We start from the raw sequence: 23193 nt of genomic DNA, 5'->3' as shown, positions 1-23193 counted from the left end.
TGCGTCGATGGAGCCAAAACCAAACGCAGCAGGTTGCGCCGAAAGAAAACTGTTCCGAGACGACGACTTCTTCAGCAGCCTGGTAAATCGCGGTTGGTTCTACCGTGTCAGCGAGGATGGCGTCTGGCAGCGGGAACAACGTGACGACGACTGCCCATGTGGGACTGACTGGCCGCATGAGCGGCATATGGCTTCATTGTACATTATCGAAGACTTCTTAGCCGATGCATCCCAGTTCGACGAATGATTGAAAATGGAACATCCTGCTGAAAGGTCTTTTTCCGATTTCAGCGCCTCGCGATCATTTATGCGCTGCGCAGCGGACGACCATTCCTTGCCCCTAGTGTTGCAATCGAAGCCCTCCGGCCCAACGCCGACCTTGGTAAGACCACCTTTCGCTGCACCACAGAAAAGAAATGTATAGCCACAGGCCAATATTTTGCATGGTATAGCCCGGGGCAATAATTGTTGCATGACCAACAAACATGGGGCAAGGCCTATCAGGAGTTAAATTATCTATGGATCAAGATCAAGGCCCGCCCATTTCACCCACACTTGCGAAGGTATTGAAGAAGTTTCTTGAGGTGATGAAGGCGGACGAGGCCATCGAAGACGATGCGGCAGACCGACTGGATGCACTACTGCGGAGCGGCAAGGCCCTTAAACCGGACGAGATCAGTGCCGCGCTATTTCCGCCGCCCGAGGATGAGGAGAATGGTGCGATAGGAGACGGCGCATGATCCGGCTTAAGACAGTCCATATTGAAGAGTTTCGGGGGATCAAAGACCTCACCCTTGATCTGGGCGGTAAGAATTTCGGAATATGTGGACCGAACGGCACGGGCAAGAGCGGTGTTGTCGATGCTATAGAATTCTGCCTCACCGGCAGTTTGACCCGCCTGTCGGGGCAGGGTCAGGGAGAACTCAGCGTCGCCAAACATGGCCCGCATGTCGACAGCCGAACCGCACCTGAGAAGGCCAAGGTCGAGATCACGGCGCATATTCCCTCGCTCGGCAAGGACGTGATCATCGCGCGGTCGGTCAAGTCTCCGAAGCAGGTGAGCGTCACGCCCTCCGGCGGAGCCGAGGAGGAGATCGTCTACAGCCTGCAGGCCCATCCCGAGTTTGCGCTTTCGCGGCGCGAGATCGCCAAATACATCATCACGCCGCCGTCGCAGCGCTCGACCGATGTGCAGAATCTCTTGCGCCTTGATCGCATCGGCGATCTGCGTAAAGCTCTGAATACGTTCAAAAACAACGCCGCCAAGGAGGCGAGAGACGCAACGGGCGCGAAGAGCAAAGCGGAACAAGACCTCAAAACCGCTATTGGCGTTGACACGCTCAAACGTGAAAACGTGATGGAGAAGGCCAATGAACACCGCAAGGTGCTCGGACTCCCCGACCTCACGGAACTGACACCCGAAACCATCTTCATAGGCGCAGTGGATGATGAGAAGGAGGAGGAAGGGGCCAAGCAGTCCGCTCTGGTCAAATCCGTCGCGCTGGCTGACCTCAAGGCTCTGACCGAGAGTGCCGCGCAAGACGAGCCCGATGCACTGTCCGGCGCACGCGGTGATGCGCTTGCCGCGCTGAACAAGCTAAAAGAGGATAGCGCTGCACTGACACTGGCGCGGCAGCATGGCTTTATCACTAAGGGGCTGGAATTCGTAAGTGACGAGAGCGAAGCGTGTCCGCTTTGCGATTCGCCATGGGATGCCGAGGCGCTGCGCGCCCATCTTGAAGAAAAGCTAATCAGCAGCGATGCCATCGGCAAGATATTGAAGAAGCTGGACACGAATTTCCAGACTATCGAGCAAGCCGTCGAAGACCGCATCGCCGATCTGCGCACAGTAGCGAGCTATGCCAAGGCTCTAGAACCTGCCGTCGCGATCGCGACGCTGGCCACATACGCGGTGCGGCTGAAACAGATTCTGACCACGATCAAGGACTTTCGCGAGGATCACGCGCAGCTCGACCCCGCGATTACCGCCATACAGGACGCTTGGTGGGCCTTGCCCGGCGACGTTCAGGCCCTGCTTGGGGAGTTACGCAAGGTCATCGCGGCGCTGCCCGACAGTTCCGCCAAAGAAAAGGCAATCCAGTCCCTGACGGTGCTACAGGAACGCTATGCCCGCCTAATCGAAGCGAACCGCTCCGCAAAGGAAAGCGCGCAGCGCAGCACCGTCGCCGAGAAGGTCTATGATCATTATGTACAGACCTCGAACGACGTGCTGGAAGATATTTATGACGCTGTCGCGAAGGAGTTCACAGCGCTTTACAAGGCCATCAACGACGATGACGGCAAATTCGTCGGAGAACTCAAGGCCGAACCCGCAAAACTAAGCTTCAATGTGGACTTCTACGGCAGGGGCACGTTTCCGCCTGGCGCATATCACAGTGAGGGACACCAAGACGGGATGGGGCTGTGCCTCTATCTTGCGCTAATGCAGTACACGCTCGGGGACAAGTTTACCTTCGCCGTGCTCGACGATGTGATGATGTCCGTCGATACGGGCCATCGACGTGAGGTGTGTCGCCTGCTTAAGACGAGGTTTCCAAACACGCAGTTCGTCCTCACGACCCATGATCGGGTCTGGCTGCAGTATATGAAGACCGAGAAGCTGATAGCAAAGAGCCAGCTATTCGGCGGCTGGAGCGTGGAGTTCGGGCCGCGCATCTGGGATGATCAGGAGATTTGGACGGAGATCGACCAACAGCTCGACAAGAACGATGTGCCGCGCGCAGCCTGGCTCCTGCGCCGCTACCTAGAGTACATCGCCACTGTCCTTGCCGACAATCTCCGCGCTCAAGTGGAATTTCGCGGAGACGGCCATTACGATCTTGGCGATCTCCTGCCGCCCGTCCTGAAACGCTGGCAAGATCGCCTCGATAAAGGGATCAAAGCCGCCGCCCACTGGGGCAACGACGAAGAGAAGAGCATACTCGAAGGAAAACGTGACAAATCGAATGCGTTGATTGCGGCAACATACGTTGAGCAATGGGCTATAAATCCATCGGTTCACTTCAACGAATGGGAGAACTTTGAGAGCGGCGAATTCGCGAAAGTCGTTGCTGCATACAAACTTCTACTCGAGAGCATGCGTTGCTCGAACGAGAAATGTGGAACTTTACCCTACGTCGTCCCTAGAAAAGGAAGCTCAGTGCAGCTGAGGTGCGATTGCCAGTCAATAAACATTAATCTTAAGGGAAAATAGGTTTCGAAGACAACTGAGGCTATTTGGACAAGTGCGGCTCGCTTACGTTTTTTTGCGCCTGCTGCGAAGGTCGGCTCCCCCCCCCCTTGGGGCGGAAGCGACTGTGATTTCGCTGCGGTCGGCCCGAACGGCTGCTCTGGCAAGGTTTCTGCGTCTGCCATGCCGCACCGCCGTTAGACCGGTTTCCGCCCCTCACGTTGGTCTTGGCCTCGTGACCTGTTCGCCCTTGGACGAACCCGCCCCGTGGCACCGCCGCCCTTAGCTGGTGTTCGGCAATAATATTCGGACAGAATGATGCGGCGGTAGTCGCTGCGTTCAGGCGACACGTCGAACCGAACTGGAACGGGTCGCCGGTCGCCGGTCGCCATTGGCGTGAGCTCGCGTTTCAATATTTCCACGAGAACATCTGGACTACGGGGCGCGGTTAGGCGAGGTTGATTCAGCCACAGGGTAATTTGAGCTTCGCTATGTTTTTGAATGACCAAGAAACCGCGACCGATCTTCTTTACTTCGAAGCCATCTCGAGGACCGTTGTCCGTCTGATCGACGCTTCCAAAAATGATCCTCTGACCATCGGGATTCATGGCGACTGGGGGGCCGGGAAGTCCAGCATCCTGAAAATGATCCAGTCCTCTTGGGAGGACGACGACGGGACACTCTGCGTCTGGTTCAATGGCTGGGCGTTCGAGGGCTTTGACGACGCGAAAACGGTGGTCATTGAAACCGTTGTGGAAGAACTCACCCGGGCGCGGCCGAAGATGGCAGGCGTCAAGGAAGCGGCCACTAAGCTGCGAAAACGCATCGACTGGCTGAAGCTCGCCCGCAAAACGGGCGGGCTTGCATTGACCGCCTTCTCCGGGGTCCCGACGCCGGACCTTGTCTCGGATGCAGTAGGCCTGATCAAGGGCCTTGTGGACAATCCCGGCGAGGCTATCTCGATCGAGAAACTCGTTGACTGGGCGAGCACAGCCAGCGAATTTGTAAAGGATGCTCCCGAAGAGGCGGGCGGGTCCCCCGCGCATATGCATGCCTTCAGGGAAGAATTCGTAGCATTGCTCGATGCAGCGAAAATCAAACGGCTGGTCGTCATGGTGGATGACCTGGATCGCTGCCTGCCGAGCACCGCCATCGCCACCCTGGAGGCGATCAGGCTCTTTCTGTTCGTCGAGCGCACCGCCTTCATCATCGGTGCCGACGAGGCGATGATCGAGTATGCCGTGAAGGACCACTTCCCGGACCTCCCACCATCCTCGGGTCCGGTGACCTACTCTAGAAACTACCTCGAGAAGTTGATCCAGGTCCCGTTCCGCATTCCCGCACTGGGTGCGGCGGAGACGCGCATCTACGTGTCGCTGCTTCTAGCCGAGAACGCCCTCGGAAGCGACGATCCGACATTTGCCCGGCTGATCTCCGCGGCGCGGGACCAGTTGAAGAAGCCGTGGCTCATCCAGGGGCTCGACCGCTCGGCAATTGAAGAGAAGCTCGGCAAGTTACCGGCTCCCATTGAGAATGCCCTGGCCATAAGCGCCCAAGTCAGTGCGGTGTTGAGCGAGGGCGCGCACGGGAACCCACGGCAGATCAAGCGCTTCCTCAATACGATGATGCTGCGCGAGGCGATCGCAGAAGAACGTGGATTCGCTGACGACATCGAGCGGTCTACCCTCGCGAAAATCATGCTCGCAGAGCGTTTCGCGCCTTCGTTTTATGGGGAACTGGCGAAGCTCGCGGCCGGTGATATCAACGGATCTCCAAAAGCGATCAAGGCGCTTGAGGGTCATGCGAAAGTCAGTGGTTCGGCACAATCCGTGTCGGCCGCGGACGAAGAGCCAGTCGAACCTCCATCCGAGGTCGGTGAATGGTTGACTAGCGAGTGGATCATTCGCTGGGCGAAGACTGAGCCGAAGCTGGCAGGCAAGGACTTGCGGCCGTATGTCTTCGTTACCCGGGACAAACGCAGCGCATTGTCCGGCGTTGCCGCCCATCAGCACCTCGAGGCTATCATCGAAAAGTTGATGGCCGGTCGCATTGCGGTCGCCCAAAGCGCCGAAGACGTAAGCAAGCTGACGGGGATGGAGCCCGAGACGGTATTCAATGCGCTGCGTGACAACATCCTCGCCTCAGACAAACCCTCCAAGAAGCCGGACGGCGTCGATGGGTTGGCACTGCTAGTGGAAATTCACCCCGCATTGCAGGGGCGCCTCGTAGAGCTTCTCGAGGCACTGCCGACCGGGCGCATCGGAACTTGGGCCGTATCCAGCTGGTCTAAGGCACTGCAGTCGGACAACTGGATTGATCGCTTTGACCTCGTGAAAGAACAGTGGGCGAAGCAATCCGAGAACAAGACCCTGCAATCTGCCGCGAAAGCTTCAAAGTCGTTGCCACGCGTGAGGAGCGTCTGACATGGGAACCTCGACACGTTTCGGCGGACCCAGTGGTGGACTGGTGCCAAGCTGGGCGGATGACCCGTCACCGGCAACAGCTCCAGCACCGGGGCAGCCGCCGTCGGGGGCTCCCTCTGCTCCTGATGGATCGGCACAGCCGAGCGCGCCCCAGGTCGTGCCAGCAGATTCAGGCAACTTCCGAAGTGCGAGGAGAAGCTTCAACAAATTCGCCCAGACCGGAGATCGCGGCGACTTGGGCAAATCTTTGTCCAGCTATGTGCGTTCTGGGACGGGCGGGGCACGCGGCGCCGCTCGGCGCATGGGCGCTTCGCGGTCGGCGGGCGCTCGCCTCTTGGGCCTCGTGCGAAATGTGGAGAGCTTCGGAGCGGCTACCGCTCTTCAGCAATTCAACCTCGGGTCTCTGGCATCCCGGCCGGCTGCGGAAGTCTTCACAGCGCTCTTGGATTTCATCTGTCCGCCCGGCGGAGCCTTGGATGAGGCAATCGCGCGGCAGGCGATGCTGGACGCGATCTCCGATTTTGCCGATGCAGGGATGAACGACTTCGGCGCCATGTCGGACGCCGAACGTCGGGAGTTCTTCTTGGATTTCATCATCCGTTCCATCGAAGGTCGGATCATCACCGACATGGCAACGCGCGGGATGGCACGCTCTGCCAGCGTCGAAGCTATGGAGGACATGCAGGAACAGCTCCACGATTTCGTCGCGGGTCACACCAGAGGGGCTTTGGCACCCCTTCTGGATGGGCCGGTCCACTCGGACGCGGAGATGATGAACACGATCGACAACATTTACGAAGCTGGGTTCGAGCTGATTAGCCTCATGGGAGAAGCTGAATGAAGGGGCGCCAGGTTATCACCCTCAAGCTCGGCCCAGAAGACAAACCGTCTTCCACTTTGGCCGACAATACGTCCTATCCGTTCGATATGCTCGACGCAGATGCTCGACTTGATTTTGGACTAGGCCAGGCGATGGACGACTTGGCCGATCTGGGCATCGTCCCATCGGAGACGGCGATAGATTTGTCACTCATCTCTGTAGCATTGACCGCTGCGGACACTCGGATTTCACGAGACGCCCATGCGCAGGATGGATGGAGCCGTGAACTAGGTCTTGATGTCCCGGTGTCCGATCCCGTTCTCTGGAGAAGAGTCGAGCCATTGCTGGCGAAAATGCTGAATTTTCTCACCGGTGATCGATGGACGCTGCAATTCCGCGCCAGACCGAGTGCTTACTCGAAGTTATCCGCCCCGGCGTCGAAGCTCCGCCTAGGTTCCGCGCTGGAGGTTTGCTTGTTCTCCGGTGGACTGGACAGCTTTATCGGCGCCATAGATCTTTGTGCGGTTGGCAAAGCGCCGTTGCTAATCAGCCATTACTGGGACGGCGAAACGAGCAAATCGCAGACACATTGCAGGGAAGCCCTCGAGGGACAATACAGCACTCTCGGCATAAGGCACGTCCGCGCTCGAATTGGTTTCGGCCATGACGTTTTGGGCACTGGCAGCTCCGAAAACACGCTGCGGGGCAGATCCTTCCTCTTTTTCTCCCTCGCTGTCTTGGCGGCTGACGCATTGGGCGGCGACCAGATCGTGCATGTCCCGGAGAACGGTCTCATTTCTCTGAACGTGCCCTTGGATCCATTGCGTCTCGGTGCTCTCAGCACTCGGACGACACACCCCTACTATATGGCGCGTTTCAATGAGCTGCTGGTTGCGCTCGGTCTCAAAGTGAAGCTGGTTAATCCTTACGCATTCAAGACAAAGGGTGAGATGATCCGCGAATGTCGCGCCCAATCTTTCATCGCCAAGGAGGCGGCGAACACCATGTCCTGCTCTTCGCCTTCGAAGGCCCGCTGGCAGGGCGAAGCGCCCAAGCATTGCGGATACTGTGTGCCGTGTCTCATTCGCCGAGCTTCCATGCTCGCGGGCCTCGGGAATGACTCAACCGACTACTCAATCCCGGATCTGAAGGCGCGCGACCTCGATAGCAGCGAGGCGGAAGGAATGCATATTCGATCCTTCCAGCGTGCCATTGCTCGACTCCGTAAGCGCCCCGCGAAGGCGAGGCTCGATATCTACCTCCCAGGCCCACTGATCGATCACCCCGATCGGTTGGCTGATTACGAGAAGGTCTATCGCACGGGCATTGCTGAAGTGGAGGCGCTGCTCTGCGGGGTTCGAGCGCGACCTCTATGACAAAGGAGACGGGGCCGCGTTGGGTCGATTTCCACTGCCATCTCGATCTCTACCCGGATCATGCTGCCCTCATTCAGCAGTGTGACCAAGCTGAAGTCGCGACATTGGCAGTGACGACCACTCCGAAGGCATGGCCACGGAACAAGGAGATGGCAGCGCAGTCTCGGCTGGTACGGGTTGCCCTTGGTCTTCATCCACAGCTCGTTGCGGAACGGGCTGAAGAGGTAGCACTTTTCGAGCGATACTTGCCGGAGGCTCGTTACATCGGAGAGATCGGCCTCGACGCGGGGCCGCGGTTCTATCGGAATCTGAAAGAGCAAGAGCAGGTCCTTGACCGGATGCTGCGGGCCAGCGCCGAGCAGGGGCGCAAGGTGGCGTCACTTCACAGTGTCCGCAGCGTCGCCAAGGTGCTCACGGCGCTCGAGGCCACCAAGTTTATCGATACTTCGAAGGCAGTCTTGCACTGGTTCACAGGAACCAAGGCGGAGGCGCGGCGGGCCGTCGAAATGGGGTGCTATTTCTCGATCAATACCGCGATGCTGCGAACCGAGCGGCATCGGATATTGGTCGCCTCATTGCCACGTGACAGATTGCTGACGGAAACGGACGGCCCTTTCGTGGAAACTCCGCGCGGAACGGTGCGTCCGCGCGATGTCGAAGAGACCGTCTTTCAACTTGCCGAGGTCTTCGGTTTTACCGCAGAGAATATGCGGTCGGTGCTGCTATCGAACCTGAGAGAACTGTTGAGCTAGTTTACATCGACTTCGCCGCTGGTGGGGGCGCTCCTATCTGGACCGCCCATCCTTTAGCTTTACCACCCTGTCCCGGGACTCGGATTGGGTGTAACCGACCGTTCTGTACCGCCTTTCTGGGGCGGTTTTCAGATCTTATCAGCGCAAACGACCCTTGATAAATGTCGCCATTGGATGAACAGTCAGTGGCAAGTCACGCGGAACCTCTCAAATGATTGATGGATAAGAAATCATATATGAAAATCGATCTATTTCTCAGGGATGTAACATGAGCCAAGCAGCTATACGGCATGTGTCAGTTCGCGTTCCTTGGCATGACAGCAAGTGGAATGGCCGTGTCTGTACAGATCCGAAGGGGAATTCAGCTTGCCTTGCTGTGCGCAGAACCGCGCAGAACCGGGATGATGAATTCGAGACTCACGCTGCAGGTGACTCGTTCGCTAACCTAGATCAGATGCCGCCCTGTCTCGCGGAACGCGCGACTTTCCTGTCTCCAGAGGCTTTCATTTACAAAAGCAAGCTGGATTATTCAAACTATAGCAAAGACCACGAGCACATCCTGACCGCGCAAGTACATGTGCCGGCGTATGGTGGCGTACTCACGCCATTCAAATGGATGCTACGCGAGCACGCGTGGCAGCTGTCAAAGGATCTCGGGCTTGATGCAGAAGTTTCGCGTGAGCCCCAGGAGGGCAAAGCACCCAAGCTGATCGTTGATACACCTTGGGTTCAGGAATGCGATAATCAAAGGAGCTTGCTCGAAGGATTTAACTCGCTTCTGGAAGACGGAGAATCGCTGGTCTTTTTCTATGCACGTCAAACGCCCATGGCCGAAAGCCAGGCCCGCCAGATTGTCGCCGTTGCGCGGCTGAGCGCGACCGGGAAAGTCGATGAGTATCCATATGAGGGCGGCAAGGCGGCAGGTCGGATCCGGTCCATGGTGTGGGAAAGACCGTTTCAACATTCCTTGCGCCCAGACCCTCAAAATCCAGGCTTTTGGACCGGAGGTGTCGTTCTCCCGTATCACGAACTGATCGAAGCGGCTGCCAAAACAGATAACCTCGACCTTTCGGAGTTTGTTGCTGAGGTTCCGAGCGAGGGCTATGAGCAATTCCTCTATGCTAGCGAACATGTGACGCATGGCAGTGCAATAACCGCGCTGCTGGCTGTACGGGCGGCAATTGACGCTGCATCAAAGGTGTTGACTGGACCTTGGGCTAATTATCTCTCTTGGATCGATAGCGAGCTCAGCCGCTTGTGGACCATGCAGGGCTCGGCACCAGGGCTGGGCAGCGCGCTCTCCTGTTTTGATCAGACGTTCAATGGCACATTGTTTGCGCTGGCGCTCGCCTCCGAACTTAAGGAGGGCGAAGACCCGTGGCCCGTAGTCGAAGCCATTTTTGATGGAGGGCGCATCTCGCCAGCCGGCGCGCCGAAGATCTCGTCGATGCAGTCTAAGCGCTTCAAGCGTCTCAGGGAGAAGGAACCGGATCGCTATGATATGATGCGCCTCCTCTCTTGCTTTGAGTTGACAAAACAGCAAGCTCAAGAGGCATTTGAGCGACCGAATGCATTGGCCGTGTTGGCCAACCCCTATTTGATTTTTGAAGACACGCGCCTTTCCTCCAATCCGGTCAGCCTGACGACCATTGATCGCGGTCTTTTCCCGTCTCAGAAATCCGCTGCAACGCCAGCACTGCCTCGCGAATGCGAAATCGATCTGGACGAACCCGATCAACCGCTGCGGCTCAGGGCCATCGTCATTGAGGCGCTGGAGCAGGCTGCGCTGCAGGGACACACGTTGCTCAGCGCCGAAATTCTCTCGACTGCGGTGGCCAAACTGCCCTTGTCCCGAACCGTCACGATTGATGGACCGACGCTTGATCTGTGCAGGGAGGAGTTCGAGGGCGCGATCTGCGTGCTTGACTATGAAGGCACGCTATTCGCGCAGCTCGGCCGCTATGATAAGGCGCGCGACGTCATCGCATCTCATGTCCAAGCCCGCCTCAAGGCCGGAACGACTGCCAGCGTCGACTGGCCAAGTCTAGTCACCGCCAAGTTCGGTGACCCGGTGGCCGGAGATGAGGATGAGCAAGCCGCACAGAACGAGAAAGTCCTGGCGCTCGAAATTCTGGAGCGGTCGAAAATCGCGGTCCTTACCGGGCCTGCTGGCACCGGCAAGACGACGCTGCTCAAGATCTTTCTCGATCAGGAGAAGGTGGTGGGCCGGGATATTTTGCTCCTAGCTCCAACCGGCAAAGCCCGCGTGAGGCTGGGACAACAGACTGGCAGGCCGGAACAGGCGCGAACGCTCGCACAATTCCTCCACGAATTCGGACGCTACGACGGCGAGACCGCGCGCTATCTGGTGCGAACCGATGGAGCGACGGCTGATGTAACGACATGCATTGTCGATGAGTCATCGATGCTGACGGAAGATCAGCTCGCCTCGCTTTGCAGCGCACTTCCTAAGGCCGCGCGCCTTATTCTGGTCGGCGATCCGCAACAGCTCCCGCCCATCGGGGCCGGGCGGCCTTTCGTCGATATCATCAATCATCTCGATGCGCACGAGGGCGTGGGCCTAGCGCGGCTAACCGTCAGCCGTCGCCAGTCCGAAGGCGGACTTGTGCCCGCCCTGTCTCTGCCCGATGTCCAGCTGGCCAATCTCTTCTCCGGCAAACCGCTACCGCCAGGCGAGGATGCGGTGATTTCCGCAGGCCAGACTCCAGCGGACTCCACACGCCTGAAATTCCGTTCTTGGGACACGCCTGGCGATCTGCGCGAAACGATCATCGACGTCCTCGCGAAGGAACTGGGTTCAACCGGTGATGATCTGGAACGACAGGTTGAGCTGTCGTTAGGCGGCACCGGAAGCGGCGATTTCATATATTTCAACGAAGGGTGCGGCGAAAAGGCCGAAGCTTGGCAAATCCTCTCTGCCCATAGGAACATGGCTAGCGGATCGGCCGAGATTAATCGCCTGATCAAACAGACTGTGCGTGCCGAGCGACTGGCCTCCGCCCAGCGCTGGGGAAGAGGTTGGAGGATGATCCCGCCGCGAGGCGCCGATCAAATCACCTATGGCGACAAGGTCATGTGCTTGCGCAACCATTCGCGTAAGCGATGGAACATAGAGGCTGGTCAGCGTGCCGGCTATCTCGCAAATGGGGAGGTTGGCATCGTCAATGGCGATGCCGGCAAGCACAAGCTCTATTGGACGAAAGTCGAGTTTGCCTCGCAGAGCGGCGAAAGCTTCAGCTTCAAGCCGGGCGATTTCTCAGAAGAAGGCAGCCCCTACCTCGAGCTCGCATATGCCGTCACCGTGCATAAGGCACAGGGATCGGAATTCGGCGCGGTGATCCTCGTCCTGCCGCGCAGCAGCAATCTGCTAACCCGCGAGATGCTATATACCGCGCTCACCCGCCAACGAAACCGTGTCTGGATTCTGCATCAGGGGGCCTTCAGCCACTACAGTAAGCTGAGATCGGAATTCTTCTCCGAGACCGCGAGGCGGTCCACCAATCTGTTCGGCGCGCCTGATATGCGTCACCTGTCGGTTCAGGATATTAGCGGTATCCGCTGGGGCTGGCTGGCCGCCAAGCTCATTCACGCCACACGTCGCGGGGATCTCGTCAGCTCCAAATCGGAGATATTGATCGCCGATACGCTCTACGCACTCGAGCAGGCAGGCAAGATCCGATACAGCTTCGAGAAGCCGCTCACCGACGGTGCTGGTGCCTACCGTCTCCCGGACTTCACTATCGAGCACAAGCAGGACACTTGGTACTGGGAGCATTGCGGCATGATGGATAAGGCCGACTATGTCAAACGGTGGGGCGAGAAATTAAGCTGGTACGCAGAACGGGGTATCAGCGTTTGGAACAAGAGCAATCCATCCGGCCGGCTCATCGTGACTGAAGAGACCAAGGATTCTGGCTTTGATAGTAAGACAATCCATAATCTTGCCGAGCACCTCTTCGGTATGTGATGGCGCCGTAATTTTTGGGTGCTGAACCCTTTTGTAACGTCGAGTATCCCAATCTCTGCGCCTATGAGATGGCTCCCGGACCCAAGGTAAGGTCCGCTTCCTGCTGCACTGGTGCGGGCACCAGTGCCATGATGGGCCTTGCCTTTGGGTAGGTGAACCCAAACGATCCCGGGAGTTCAGATGCTTCAAGCTGCATCGACAGCTCGCGCAAAGTCGCTGCATGTTCTACGGATAGTTCGGTTGGTGCCGCTTCCTGAGCGGTGCAGTGATTGAGCAAAGTCAACAGCTCACCATCCCTCAGTATGTTGGACTGCCCATGTCGCAGTCCGATGACGATACGATGGACGGTCGCCTTCGTTCCCGTCAGTTCGTCCTCCACCCGTGCCAGCAGGATCGGGCTTTCGAGACCTTTGAGGTACGCGGCAAAGACCGGCTGGTTGACTGCATGCTCCAGAAGCTTGTCGACAAGGGAATGCCCGATCCCCATCATTCGGTTCATCTGTTCCTGTGGCGCGAGTTCGCGGTCGAACGTCAGGCCATCGTATCGGGATTTCAGATCCAGATCGTTGCGCCAGATCTCGGGCGTCGCGATCGAGAGACCCGCCTCAGAGGTCGTGACCCTGCGCCCGTGTGTCTTGGCGGCGTTCCGGAAGAACGGCTCAAGTTCCGGTAAGTCAAGTTGGGGAATTTCCTTGGCCATGCTTGCGGAATCGAATTTCGATGCAGAGCCGAAAATGCTTCGAGCCGTCGCGAGCGCATTGTCGCCGCCGAAGCGGTTGCTGTTGGCTGTCCACCAGCTTCTCAGGGTTTCCCGGCCTTGTTTCGAATAACCCTCGGAATAAAGCTCGTCGAAAACCGAGGATCCAGCCATGCCGATCACGAGCTGGGCAATGTCTTCGGCTTCCTCCATCGAGGCGCTGAGCGTGGCCTGGATCCGCGCGAGTTTTTCTTCGAGAAGGGACCAAATACGCGCCTCGACGGTTTCGGGGTTTCGCAGCAGGTAGACAGATACCGCACGGTTCTGCCCATAGCGGTTGAGGCGACCAACCCTCTGGTGCAACCGCATCGGGTTCCAAGGAAGATCGACATGCACCAGCGTGGCGCAGCGGTGCTGAAGGTCGATACCCTCGCCGCCAGCCTCAGTCGAGATCAGGAAGCGGGTGCGTCCGGCATTAAAATCTTCGGCCGCCGTGTCGCGAGCTAGGTTGCGCGTCTGGGCGATACCGCTGGCATCGGGAAGCGTGAGGCGTTCGTCACCATTGATAAAACCGGTGCTCCCTTCGCCGAAATGTGCTTCCAGCGCGTTCAGGACGAGGGCCTGGGTGGCCTTGTATTCGGTGAAGAGCAAGACGGGCTCTCCGGCGGGGAGCTCGGTCACGATCAAGTCGATCAGTCTCTGGATCTTCGTCTCTTGGGTGATTTCGTCGGCGCGAGCGAGGATCTCGTCGAGGCGGGCAATCTCGTCACTCATGAGCGTCGGGGAAGTCTCGCCCACGGAGGTTTCCTCGCGCTGGGATCGTTCGTCGTCATCTTCATCCTCTGGCGGCTCGACAATCTGGGCGGCACCGCTTCGACCTTGCGCAATTGTCGTCGCCAGCATGCCTCGGCGCTTCGACAGGGCGCTGCGGATCGCCGCGATGGAACTGGCGGCAAGCTTCTGTAGCGCGATAAGCAGGAGCATGCGCGAGGTGCGCTCACGGCCGGCAAGGTCGCTCGCATAGGCCCGACCGTCGAGGATGAACTCGCTCATGACGTTGTAGAAATCCGCCTCCGCCTCGGTATAGCCGTAGTCGACGGTCTGGGTCATCACCGGCTTGAACAGCGGCTTGCCTTCGAGGTCGGTCACCGTGGCCTTGTTGTTGCGGATCATCGCTTCGGGCAGGTGCGCAAGCTGCTCCTCGATGTCGCGCTGTGGGTCGAAAAGATCGGGCCGCAGGAGGTGCATCAGGGCGAGGAAACCGAAGTCTTTGCCCCTATGTGGCGTGCCGGTGAACAGGACCAGCGAGCCGATCTTGCCCGCGGCCTGCATGTCCTTCAGCAGGTTATATGTCAGGGTTGCGCTGCGTTCGACCGCCTGGAAGTGGTGCGCTTCGTCGACCAGAACCAGATCCCACGGCTCGGACTTCAACAGGCGCTCGCGCGCCTTGTCCATGCGGAGCGTATGGAACGAGGCGACCACTTTGTCGGCCGTCTCCCAGTAGCTGACCCTATCGCGATCAAGGTCAGCAGTATAGAGGTTGAGACGGATGTCGAACATCGTCTTCATCCGGTCTCGCCACTGCGGCGCAAGCCGGGCCGGGGTCAGGACGAGGACGCGCTTCACACGGTCTGAGGAGAGCAGCGGATCGAGGATCAGGCCCGCTTCGATGGTCTTGCCGAGGCCGACGTCATCGGCAACCAACCAGCGGGCGGGCCAGTTGCGCGTCACCTGGCGGCAGACCCAGAGCTGGTGGGGCAGAAGCTTGACCCGGGTGCGCGTGAAGACGCCCCATTGGTCGTTGATCGACCTGATCAGGAACGCCTGCGCCTTTGCCAACGTGGCTGTCGGGTCGTCCGTAGTGAGATCGGCAAGGCGATCCTCCAGCGACTCGATGCGCATCAACTGGGCTGTCTCCACCCTGTGGATATCCGTGCCGAACTGGACGAGGCTGAAGACCCCCTGATCGACCACGATGCGGCCTTCACCATGATCAGGATGCCGAACGGATTGCTCAGGGGCGAAGGTCGTCATTTAATGGGGTCCTTTTCTTCGTCGTCGGATTGCGGCCCAGTCGAGGGTCCTGGGCTGAAGATGTCTTCCTGCGCGCCCTCGTGCATCTGGGTCATCAAAAGCTGGATGGGAAGGTCAAGGGCGCCACCAAAAGACGCGCGATCCTCAAGGCATGCCTCGAACTCGGAGTAGATTTCACGTGAGTCATCCATCCCGCCAAGGCCCGAGAGATGTCGCCAGCCTATCCGATCCGCGAAACGCCCCATGGCAGCGGAGTTCGCCCAGCCGTATCCGTACATGTAGCCGCCGAGATCACCCCAGATGCCGGCCCGCACGCCCTCGCGGATCATCCAGTTCGCGCCGGTTCCGAGTGCGCGGATCAAAGAGGCCCCTTCGGTGCCGCGCCGCTGATGCGACGGCGAGGCACTCGGCCACCAGTGATCGACGAGGCTGATCGCTCCGTCGCGTTGCACGAATCTTGGCAGGTTCTGGTAGACGTCGATGTAGTCTGGAAACCAGCGCGCGACGACGTAAAGCTCTCCCAGCGCACGGCGCCATGGTCGATAGTTCTCGGCCTTGCCATCAATGCTCGCAAGCTCTTCCAGTCGATCTGTCCATGGTTTGTAGCTGTGGACCTGCGAGATACGGGCCATATCTCCCCACCATCCGGCGCGTTTGGCATTGTTGATGAAGTTACGGCTGGCGGTCTCGTTGCCCCACTCGATGGTTCGGAAGACGCCCTGGGCGAAGAAGGTGAACCATCCTTCGGGATCATCGTCATAATGCTTGTCGCGGAGCCGTTCTGGCTTCGAGTTCGCCGGGTAGGTGTCAAAGTTGTATTTGCTGCCAAGCTCTTGGGATTTTCGCGACCACCATGCATGCAGCCGTTCGAGCACAAGCGCAGGATCTGGCTGATCTTCAGACTGCTCAACCGCGGGATAACCCAAGTCAGGGGCAGGGTACTGGGTCCCATCAAGGCGGTCCTCGTGTTCGCCGGCGTAGAGATGCGGGAGAACGTTCCGCACCAGATCCTTGCGGTTCAGTCCCTGTGCGAAGTCACTGGCGCAAAGCGCTTCGAAATCACGGGGGAGCCAGCTACACGGCCGGATGCTCAACTCTTCGGCCAGCTTTCGGCCTTTTTCGCCGCGCATCATGTATGTCACCAGCGCGCGCTTCGCTTCGATCGTTTTGCATTCGCGGGCGAACTGGGCGAGCCTTGCCGGTGCAAGAAAGCGGCCGAGATGACCGCTACCGCGTGCGAGTTCGTAAAGACTGATCGCGTCGCCGGTGTAATCCCCGGACAGGATGTATTCCGATGACGCGAACTCGGAAATTAACCGCTCGTCCGGATCGGTGCGTTCGCAGCCATGTGGCATGAATGCTGCCGGCCCCCATTTGCCATCCGCCATGCGGAATATAGCAGTGCGCAAATGGTCCAAGGCCTGTTCTCTCTCGCCTTGTTCCATGCGCGCGGATGACAGGATGCCGCCAAGCCAGGTCGCCAGATCGGGCTCGATCCGGCAGGACTCTCGTAGGACCTCCGCCAGAAGGCCACCACCATGCAGCGGACTCGGTACCCGGAGGCCGATCTGTTCGAGCGTGCGGGCTGCCTTGCTCGACACGCTGCGCGACAGCAATCGATGGGCTGCCGGATGGCCCGCAAGCCGCTCTGCGGCATCCGGCAAGTCCATGACGCCGGCCACTTGCCAGAGGACTTCCGTGGCTTGCAACAGGGGCTCAAAGGGGGCGGTGAGACCTGTTGGGAATACGGGCGCATCGCAGACCAGGCTCGCCCAACCAAGCCTGGCGGCGTCGGGGGCCTGATTGGTGATGTCACGCGGTCGGGTGTCGTCCACGTGGAGCGACCCCAGCAGGTCATGACGCAGATCCGGTGTAAAGCTGTCAGCGAGGGCGGTCCAGAACAGGCTTCTTCCTGCGTTCGGGTCCGGGTTGGATAGTCCTGCCTTGAGGGCAAACGCAGGCCAGTCGTTCTCAAGCAGTGCTGCCAAAGCCTTGAGCCTGCGCGCGAGACTGGTGCCGTGCTTGCGGAAGAGGGCCTTGCGTTCGTCCAACGTGCCCCGCAGGTGCCCCCGGCCCGGGTTAACTGCAAAGCTGCGGCTGTTCATCAGCCAGCGCGGGCGCGCGTCGACATCCAGCGGTGCCAGCAACCACAGGCCGGGTGTTCCATTGGCGGGGGGGATCGGCCCGTTGGGACCGAGAGGCAGGAACAGCGTGGTATCGTCGTCCAGGTCCAAGACAAGCGCCTTGCCGGCTTCGGTTCCGGTCAAGGTCAGAATGCGGACGTTCTCGGCTCCCGTGTCTTCGAAGGAAGCGCCGAAGGTCTCGACGAGAGCCTCCTTGCGGATATCGACCTGCCGTATGCCGCGCGCCATGGCGGGCAACCAGCGCGCCGACCGGCGGAAGGCGTCCCAAGCCGTGTCGTAGTCCTGTCCCGCGTTTTGATCGAATTCGATGATCGTGGCGGGGCGGCCTTGCTTTGTCGCATCAAATGAACGCTCCTTTCCTTGATCCCAAGGATCGGGTAGCAGCCCACCGCGAACGTGGCAGGCGACGTGTCGGCTGGCAATGCGGACCTGATCTGCCAGCAGATGTACTGCCTTGAAGCCGAGGCCGAACTTCCCGGTCACGGCCTCCGCGCGATCCTTGTCACTGAGGTTGAGCAGGAGCATGTGGTACAGGTCGCGGTGCCATCCCATGCGTTCGCCGTGACTGCCTGCACCGACGACGTTGATGAGCCTTCCCCAGTGAGTCATGGTTGTGGTTCCGCGATCTCGTGACAGCTCGAACTGTCCGGGAGCATCGCTCCAGGCTGGATCTTGCTGCCAGGCGTCGTCCGCGTTCTGGAAAAGCTCGAAAAAGATTCGTGCCGGGGCGTATCCGTCCTCTGTAATCCGCGCCCGCACGCGTTCCAGCAATTCCGTGTGACCCTCGGGTTGATCGACTTTCGTCCAGAGCCGGTCCTTGAGCCCCTGGCGGATGGCATCGACACCGTCTCCAGCGCCGCGCACGGCATCCTCGTAGTCCTTGCGCGCGCGTTCCAGAGTGCCGCTTGGCCTCGGCTTCATCTCGCCAAGGATCTTCGGCATCTGGTCACGGATTTCGGCCCTGACCGCACTCGCGACATGTTCGGCAAACCGCGCACGACCCGCAAGTAGCGCGTCCAGAGCTGAGCGTGCTTCGGGTTGATCATTTACACTGCCGACATATTCTTCGGCGAGGGTTCGACAGAATTCAGTGACATGTCGGTCCGTCAGCCGCACATCGTCCGGCAACACGACGTCGAGAGCGCGTCGCCTTGTCAGGTTATGCAGGTCCTTGGTTTGCTCGTTTTTCCAGTTCTGGCGGATTGTTCCGACGATCTCCAATGGCTGCGCGTCCCCGAGCGGGAGCATCACGGGTGTTCCCGCGATGCTGATGAACTCGTCCTCACCTTGCAGATCGCGTCGCGGACGGAACTGGATTCGCATTCGGGCGGATCGGGCCATGAGGCTCTGGTCGCTGCCTTTTCGATACGCCGTGTCTACCTGGTTCTCGAAATCGCGCTCGATCCCCTCGATCACCGGGGTGGCCAGCCCAAGCTCTTCACGCATCAGCGCGCGCCAGCAATCCGACCGACCGAGCATGAACACCAGAACGGCGAGCATCTCGGCGGGAACGGCAACTTTCGCACGGGCGAGGATCGGCCTCAGGCTATCGGCGGACTGCTTTTCCGTCAGTTCAGCGGGCGCGTCACTTGGGCGAAGCTTTCGCGGGTCGTCACCCGAACCCTGTGCCGATTGCGGGAGCAGCCGCGACAATTCGGGGTCAAGACGATGCGCGAAGGCGACGGCACCGCCATGCGCGACCACCTCGTCTGCGGCACGCCAGGTTCCGTCGCGCGTTGGCACCCGTGTTCCGGAAAGGATTTTCCCGATCTGATCGTTCGACGTTCTCGCCAGAAAGCGGAAACCCGAGTCATAGACGGCACGGGCAGACGGGTTCCCTGAAGCGGCGATGCGTGAGAGAGCATCCATCCAACCATGGAAATGGTCAGGCTCAGGAGCCCCGTGCTGCTGCACCTCGCGCACGATGGTCTGTGCCTCGGCGCCTGGCGCCGACAACAGCCAGGCCAGAAGGGGCCATCCCGGCAAGGTTAGGTCCGCGCCATCTCTTGCGAGGGATTGAAGGTAAGCGGCGATGTCACCGGGCCGCTCGCCGATCCAGCACGGGAGGCTTCCCTCAGAGAGACGCTCCAGCAGGGTACTTTTGCTTGCGGCGGTGTCCTTCAGCACACCGTCCTTCATCAGCAGACGCAGGGTGTCCGCGTCGAGCAGGCCGACTGGTACATCCTCGCGTGTTGCCATGTCTGAGGGGAGCAGGCCCGAATTCAAGCCAGGTAGATCCATGACGGCTGCGGGCGCGACTGTGCGCCCGTCGATCAGGGTGAGCCATTGCGTCTCAGCAAGCAGGGGCAGCGTTTCCGCTGTCCTGCCATCCCGAACGGCTGCAATGATTTGCGCAGCATGTTTCTCAGGCTCGGGTTGGTCGAGCAGGAAGGCAAGTTGCCGCTCCGCAGACCAGATGCGCGCCGAGGTGATCCGGCGAAACTGTTCCTGCGCCGCGATGCCGAACGGGGCGTGCAATATCGGCACGTCAATGCCGTCCGGAAAGGATAGGTCCGGGTTCTGGCGAAAGCCATGCACGGCAGCAACGCGCCCCTGCTTTGTCTCGAAGATCGGCAGAAGTTCGAGATCTTCGTCCGGAATATTCGCCGTGAAGAAGGCCGAGAATAGTTCGGGCGAAATCGGAGTGGCTGCGATATGCCTCTGATTGGCCAGGAACTTTTCGCCGAGTGTCGCGCCATCGAACTTCCGGACGCCAAGATGCCCCTGTTTTTCGGCATCAATGCGCATCAGCAGGGTTGAAGTCAGCAGGATGGTCTTTTCGTCTCCACCGACAAGGGTGCGGGCGAAGGCGTCGAGTTGGCCGTTCCCTCCTTCGATCCACAGCAGGTCTCGGTCGTCGAAGCGGGCTTCGCGGCGTCCGGCAAGGATCGCGCGCAGGTACGGGCGGTACCTGCTCTCGGTGCTCCAGAGCTTGTGCATCAGGTCGAGACGCGCTTCATCTGGTCCCGAAGCATCTGCCTCGGCGGCAAGACGCGCTGTTTCGTAGGAAGGATCTTTCGCATAGGTCAGACCAGCTCCGACCTCGGTCAGGAGCTGGGCAGCCTCGGCGTAGTTGATCATCATGGCGCCGGCACCCGGGGCCGCACCTTCGAGCAGCTCGACAAGTTTCCGATTCTCGTTGTTATGCGCGAAAAGGCGCCCGCTGCTTGCTGCTTTCGACAGGTCGTCGAGGCTGGCACTGCGCGGGAAGCCAAGCCCCTTGTCGACACGGACGATGTGCAGTGTCCGGAACTCCGGATCGCGCTGCGCCGCGGCCAAATTGTCTCCCATCGCCTTCAGGATGGCAATTGCGGCGGTTGCGGCCGCGTCCTCGGTCGCGGTGTCCTTCAGCAGCGGTTGCAGGGCCGTCAACAGGGCCTTCGCTTCGATCAGCGACAGGTTTCGGGCTCCGAAGCTTGTCGGACGCCAGTCCTGGTGAATACACAGCGGTGCGGCCTCGACCGAGGCCAGCGTCCGGCGCATCTGGCTATTGCGCATCACGCTGGGTGGCATGGACACCACGCAACCGTCCGGAAGATGGTGGAGGACCATCCGGATGTGTTCGCCCTGCGCCATATCGACATCACGCTTTGTCATCGCCTGGCGAAGCAGGCTCAGGACAGGCGCGGCAAGCGCTGCCGACTTGTCCAGACGCTCGCGGCGGGCAAAATCAAGGAATTCGCCGAAACGTGCGAGCTTTCCCCCTTGACCAAATGCGGCGGCGGTCAGGAGCCCGGCTATTTGTGCAAGTTCCTCGTCCTGCCAGGCCGCAGCAACTGGCGCCAGGACTGCGTTGGACCCGACTGTTGGAACAAGGTTCCACTCAGCCATACGTTGCTCGAGGTCGGGAATCAGTTCCAGGATCCGGGGAAGCCGGGTGTTTTCCGGCGCGGGCAGTGCGCGGAATTGAAGACTCGGCGCGTTCAGTGTCCAGCCGATCTTTCGGTCGTTCAAGGTCCGCGCCAGAACCTGCCGCGACGAGATTGCATTGCGATGGTTCCCTATGAGCCCGGACGCATTCAAGCCGGATACGACTGCCTGTAGCCTCATCTCGGTCAAGGCGTCTGACTTGAGCGCATCCATCAACAAACTCGGCAGCAGAGGCAGCACAAGTTCGTCGCGCACCCGCGCGTTCCATGCGGCGCTGACGTCGTCCGGCGTGTCCTTGTCATGACCGAGGATAGCATCCCGTCCGCTGGTTACGAAGAAGTAGCCATGCAGGAACAGCCGCACCTGTCCGGTCCCGACGACGCGGGGCGCGCTTTCGCTCGCGACCGGCAGGAATACGGACCACGTGATGTCGAGTTCATCTTGCCCATCGGGATCAACGAGAAGCACCACGGCAGCATGCGGCAACGCCTTCTGTGGAACCATGGCATCGTCCTGCCGGTCGAGGATATCCGGCCAAGCTCCCGAGGCGGTCAGATCGGTGCCGAAATCCGTCGGCGCCATCATTTCCTTGCCGACGCTGCGGATTCCGGCGCACAGCGGACCACCGAAATCCGTCTGCCCCGGCGTTGCAGGATCAAAGCGCAAGCGCGGGGAAGCGGCCCGGTCAATGACACTGGACGTGCCATCGGTCACGATAACTTCGAGTTTCCGGACGTTACGCAACAGCGAAACGATGCCAGACAGCCAGAACGGGTCGCTGGCATCATCCAGCAAGCTTGTGTCGTAGAACTTGGGTAGGAAGCCGCTGGTGGTCGTCTTCGGTTTGAGGGTTGGGCTCCGGAGGGGATACCATTGGACCATCTGACGGGCGGAGCCCGCGAGGCCACTGGACAGAAGCAGATCACGGTCCCGCGTGGTCAGCGCGGCTTTCCATTCGACGCATGCATCACCGGGTTTACCGATGACGATATAGGGATTGACCACGAGGGAAGGCACCTCGGTTTCGTGCCCATCAGAGACAACGAGGAAGGCATCGCAGACGTGGAACGCTGTCTTCTGTCCCATTCCGAACCGCCCGATGGCAGCGGTGTCGGTGGCCTTGATGCTGCCGCCGAAGCGCGCAATGCCTTGCGCTGATGCCGCGTCATATCGGCCATCGTTCGCGACCATCAGCCCCGGAACCCTCAGGAGCGGGTGATCTGCCTCGGGCCAGCCGGGCTGGACTGCGATCATGACTTGCTCTGAACCGGAATCATCCGCGTTTTGCAGCAGTTCTCGCAGGAGCGTCCGTCCGCCCTCGAAATGGTAGCGTTCCTTCAGGTTGGTCCGAAGGTCCTCGATAATCGACTTTTCGTCGCGGAGCATCGTCATAGGCGGGAAACTCTTCTAAGTAGGAGAAGCGGCGGAAATAGATTATGGAAACCCGCACTTTCCGGAGTGGAACGGATAAGCAGGCAAAGCGCAAGATCGTCTCGGCTTCGAAGTTCTCTCGCATCGAGGATCCCGATGGGCGGGGATGCCGCCCATCGGTGAAGCGGGTCACCGGGCGCGTAAGAAGATTACTTTCGGGAGCTAAGTCCGTTTTTTCTGCCCGTCGCTTAGCCCTCTGAGCGGGATGCGAAGGTCCGCTGTCGCTGATTGCCGCGGCCGCGACGCCGCGACATCAAGGTCTGCTCACCGCCCGTCACGTCGGTGCCAAGAGTCTAGCTGCGCTCCACACGATTGGGGATGAAGGGCCGCTCTCTCACTTGCTGTGTCGCGCTTGTGTGGCCGCGTTGGAAGATTGCGTCGAGAGAGCCTGGAAGGTGGCTGGAGACACACCGTCACCTCGTATCGAGCCGTTTCACCCGCCCAATCGAAGCATTTCCGCCCGTTTTC

General features: G+C 59.7%; 10 protein-coding genes. 8 read left to right on the top strand and 2 right to left on the bottom strand.

Annotated features, from left to right (window positions below; all coding sequences use genetic code 11):
* The 8 genes from FBT96_RS21105 to FBT96_RS19540 all read left to right on the top strand — a co-directional run.
* Nucleotides 1-247 (top strand): hypothetical protein (locus tag FBT96_RS21105; protein WP_212635418.1); only part of this gene is annotated, 247 nt, incomplete at its 5' end.
* A 271-nt stretch (nt 248-518) separates the two neighbouring features.
* Nucleotides 519-740: a hypothetical protein gene (locus tag FBT96_RS19570; RefSeq protein WP_136909625.1), complete on the top strand. Its 222-nt coding sequence runs from the start codon at nt 519-521 to the stop codon at nt 738-740.
* Nucleotides 737-3214, top strand: a complete 2478-nt coding sequence (locus FBT96_RS19565) for an AAA family ATPase (RefSeq protein ID WP_136909623.1) — start codon at nt 737-739, stop codon at nt 3212-3214. The genes FBT96_RS19570 and FBT96_RS19565 overlap by 4 nt, the downstream gene beginning before the upstream one ends.
* A gap of 467 nt (nt 3215-3681) precedes the next feature.
* On the top strand, nt 3682-5613 hold the full coding sequence (gene qatA, locus FBT96_RS19560) for a Qat anti-phage system ATPase QatA (RefSeq protein ID WP_136909621.1): 1932 nt from the start codon (nt 3682-3684) through the stop codon (nt 5611-5613).
* Nucleotide 5614: 1 nt separating this feature from the next.
* Nucleotides 5615-6454 carry a Qat anti-phage system associated protein QatB gene (gene qatB / locus FBT96_RS21535; RefSeq protein ID WP_346655946.1) on the top strand — a complete coding sequence of 280 codons (840 nt, stop codon included), beginning with the start codon at nt 5615-5617 and terminating at the stop codon, nt 6452-6454.
* Nucleotides 6451-7809, top strand: a complete 1359-nt coding sequence (gene qatC / locus FBT96_RS19550) for a Qat anti-phage system QueC-like protein QatC (protein ID WP_136909619.1) — start codon at nt 6451-6453, stop codon at nt 7807-7809. The genes qatB and qatC overlap by 4 nt, the downstream gene beginning before the upstream one ends.
* Entirely contained in the window at nt 7806-8561 is a 756-nt protein-coding gene (gene qatD, locus FBT96_RS19545; RefSeq protein ID WP_136909617.1) for a Qat anti-phage system TatD family nuclease QatD, read from the top strand. The genes qatC and qatD overlap by 4 nt, the downstream gene beginning before the upstream one ends.
* A gap of 268 nt (nt 8562-8829) precedes the next feature.
* Nucleotides 8830-12549, top strand: a complete 3720-nt coding sequence (locus FBT96_RS19540) for an AAA family ATPase (RefSeq protein ID WP_136909615.1) — start codon at nt 8830-8832, stop codon at nt 12547-12549.
* A 61-nt stretch (nt 12550-12610) separates the two neighbouring features.
* Here the strand turns inward: FBT96_RS19540 and FBT96_RS19535 are convergent, their stop codons facing one another.
* Both FBT96_RS19535 and FBT96_RS19530 read right to left on the bottom strand, forming a co-directional pair.
* A complete protein-coding gene (locus FBT96_RS19535; protein WP_136909613.1) occupies nt 12611-15280 on the bottom strand; it encodes a DEAD/DEAH box helicase in 2670 nt (889 codons plus the stop codon).
* Complete coding sequence (locus tag FBT96_RS19530; protein ID WP_169583647.1) at nt 15277-22680, bottom strand: sacsin N-terminal ATP-binding-like domain-containing protein; 7404 nt, start codon at nt 22678-22680, stop codon at nt 15277-15279. The genes FBT96_RS19535 and FBT96_RS19530 overlap by 4 nt, the downstream gene beginning before the upstream one ends.
* Nucleotides 22681-23193 lie beyond the last annotated feature (513 nt).

Source organism: Rhodobacter capsulatus, from assembly GCF_005144475.1.
GTDB classification, from domain to species: Bacteria; Pseudomonadota; Alphaproteobacteria; order Rhodobacterales; family Rhodobacteraceae; genus Rhodobacter; species Rhodobacter capsulatus_C.
Note: the sequence above shows the minus strand (reverse complement) of the source record. Positions and strands in the feature narration are given on the sequence as shown.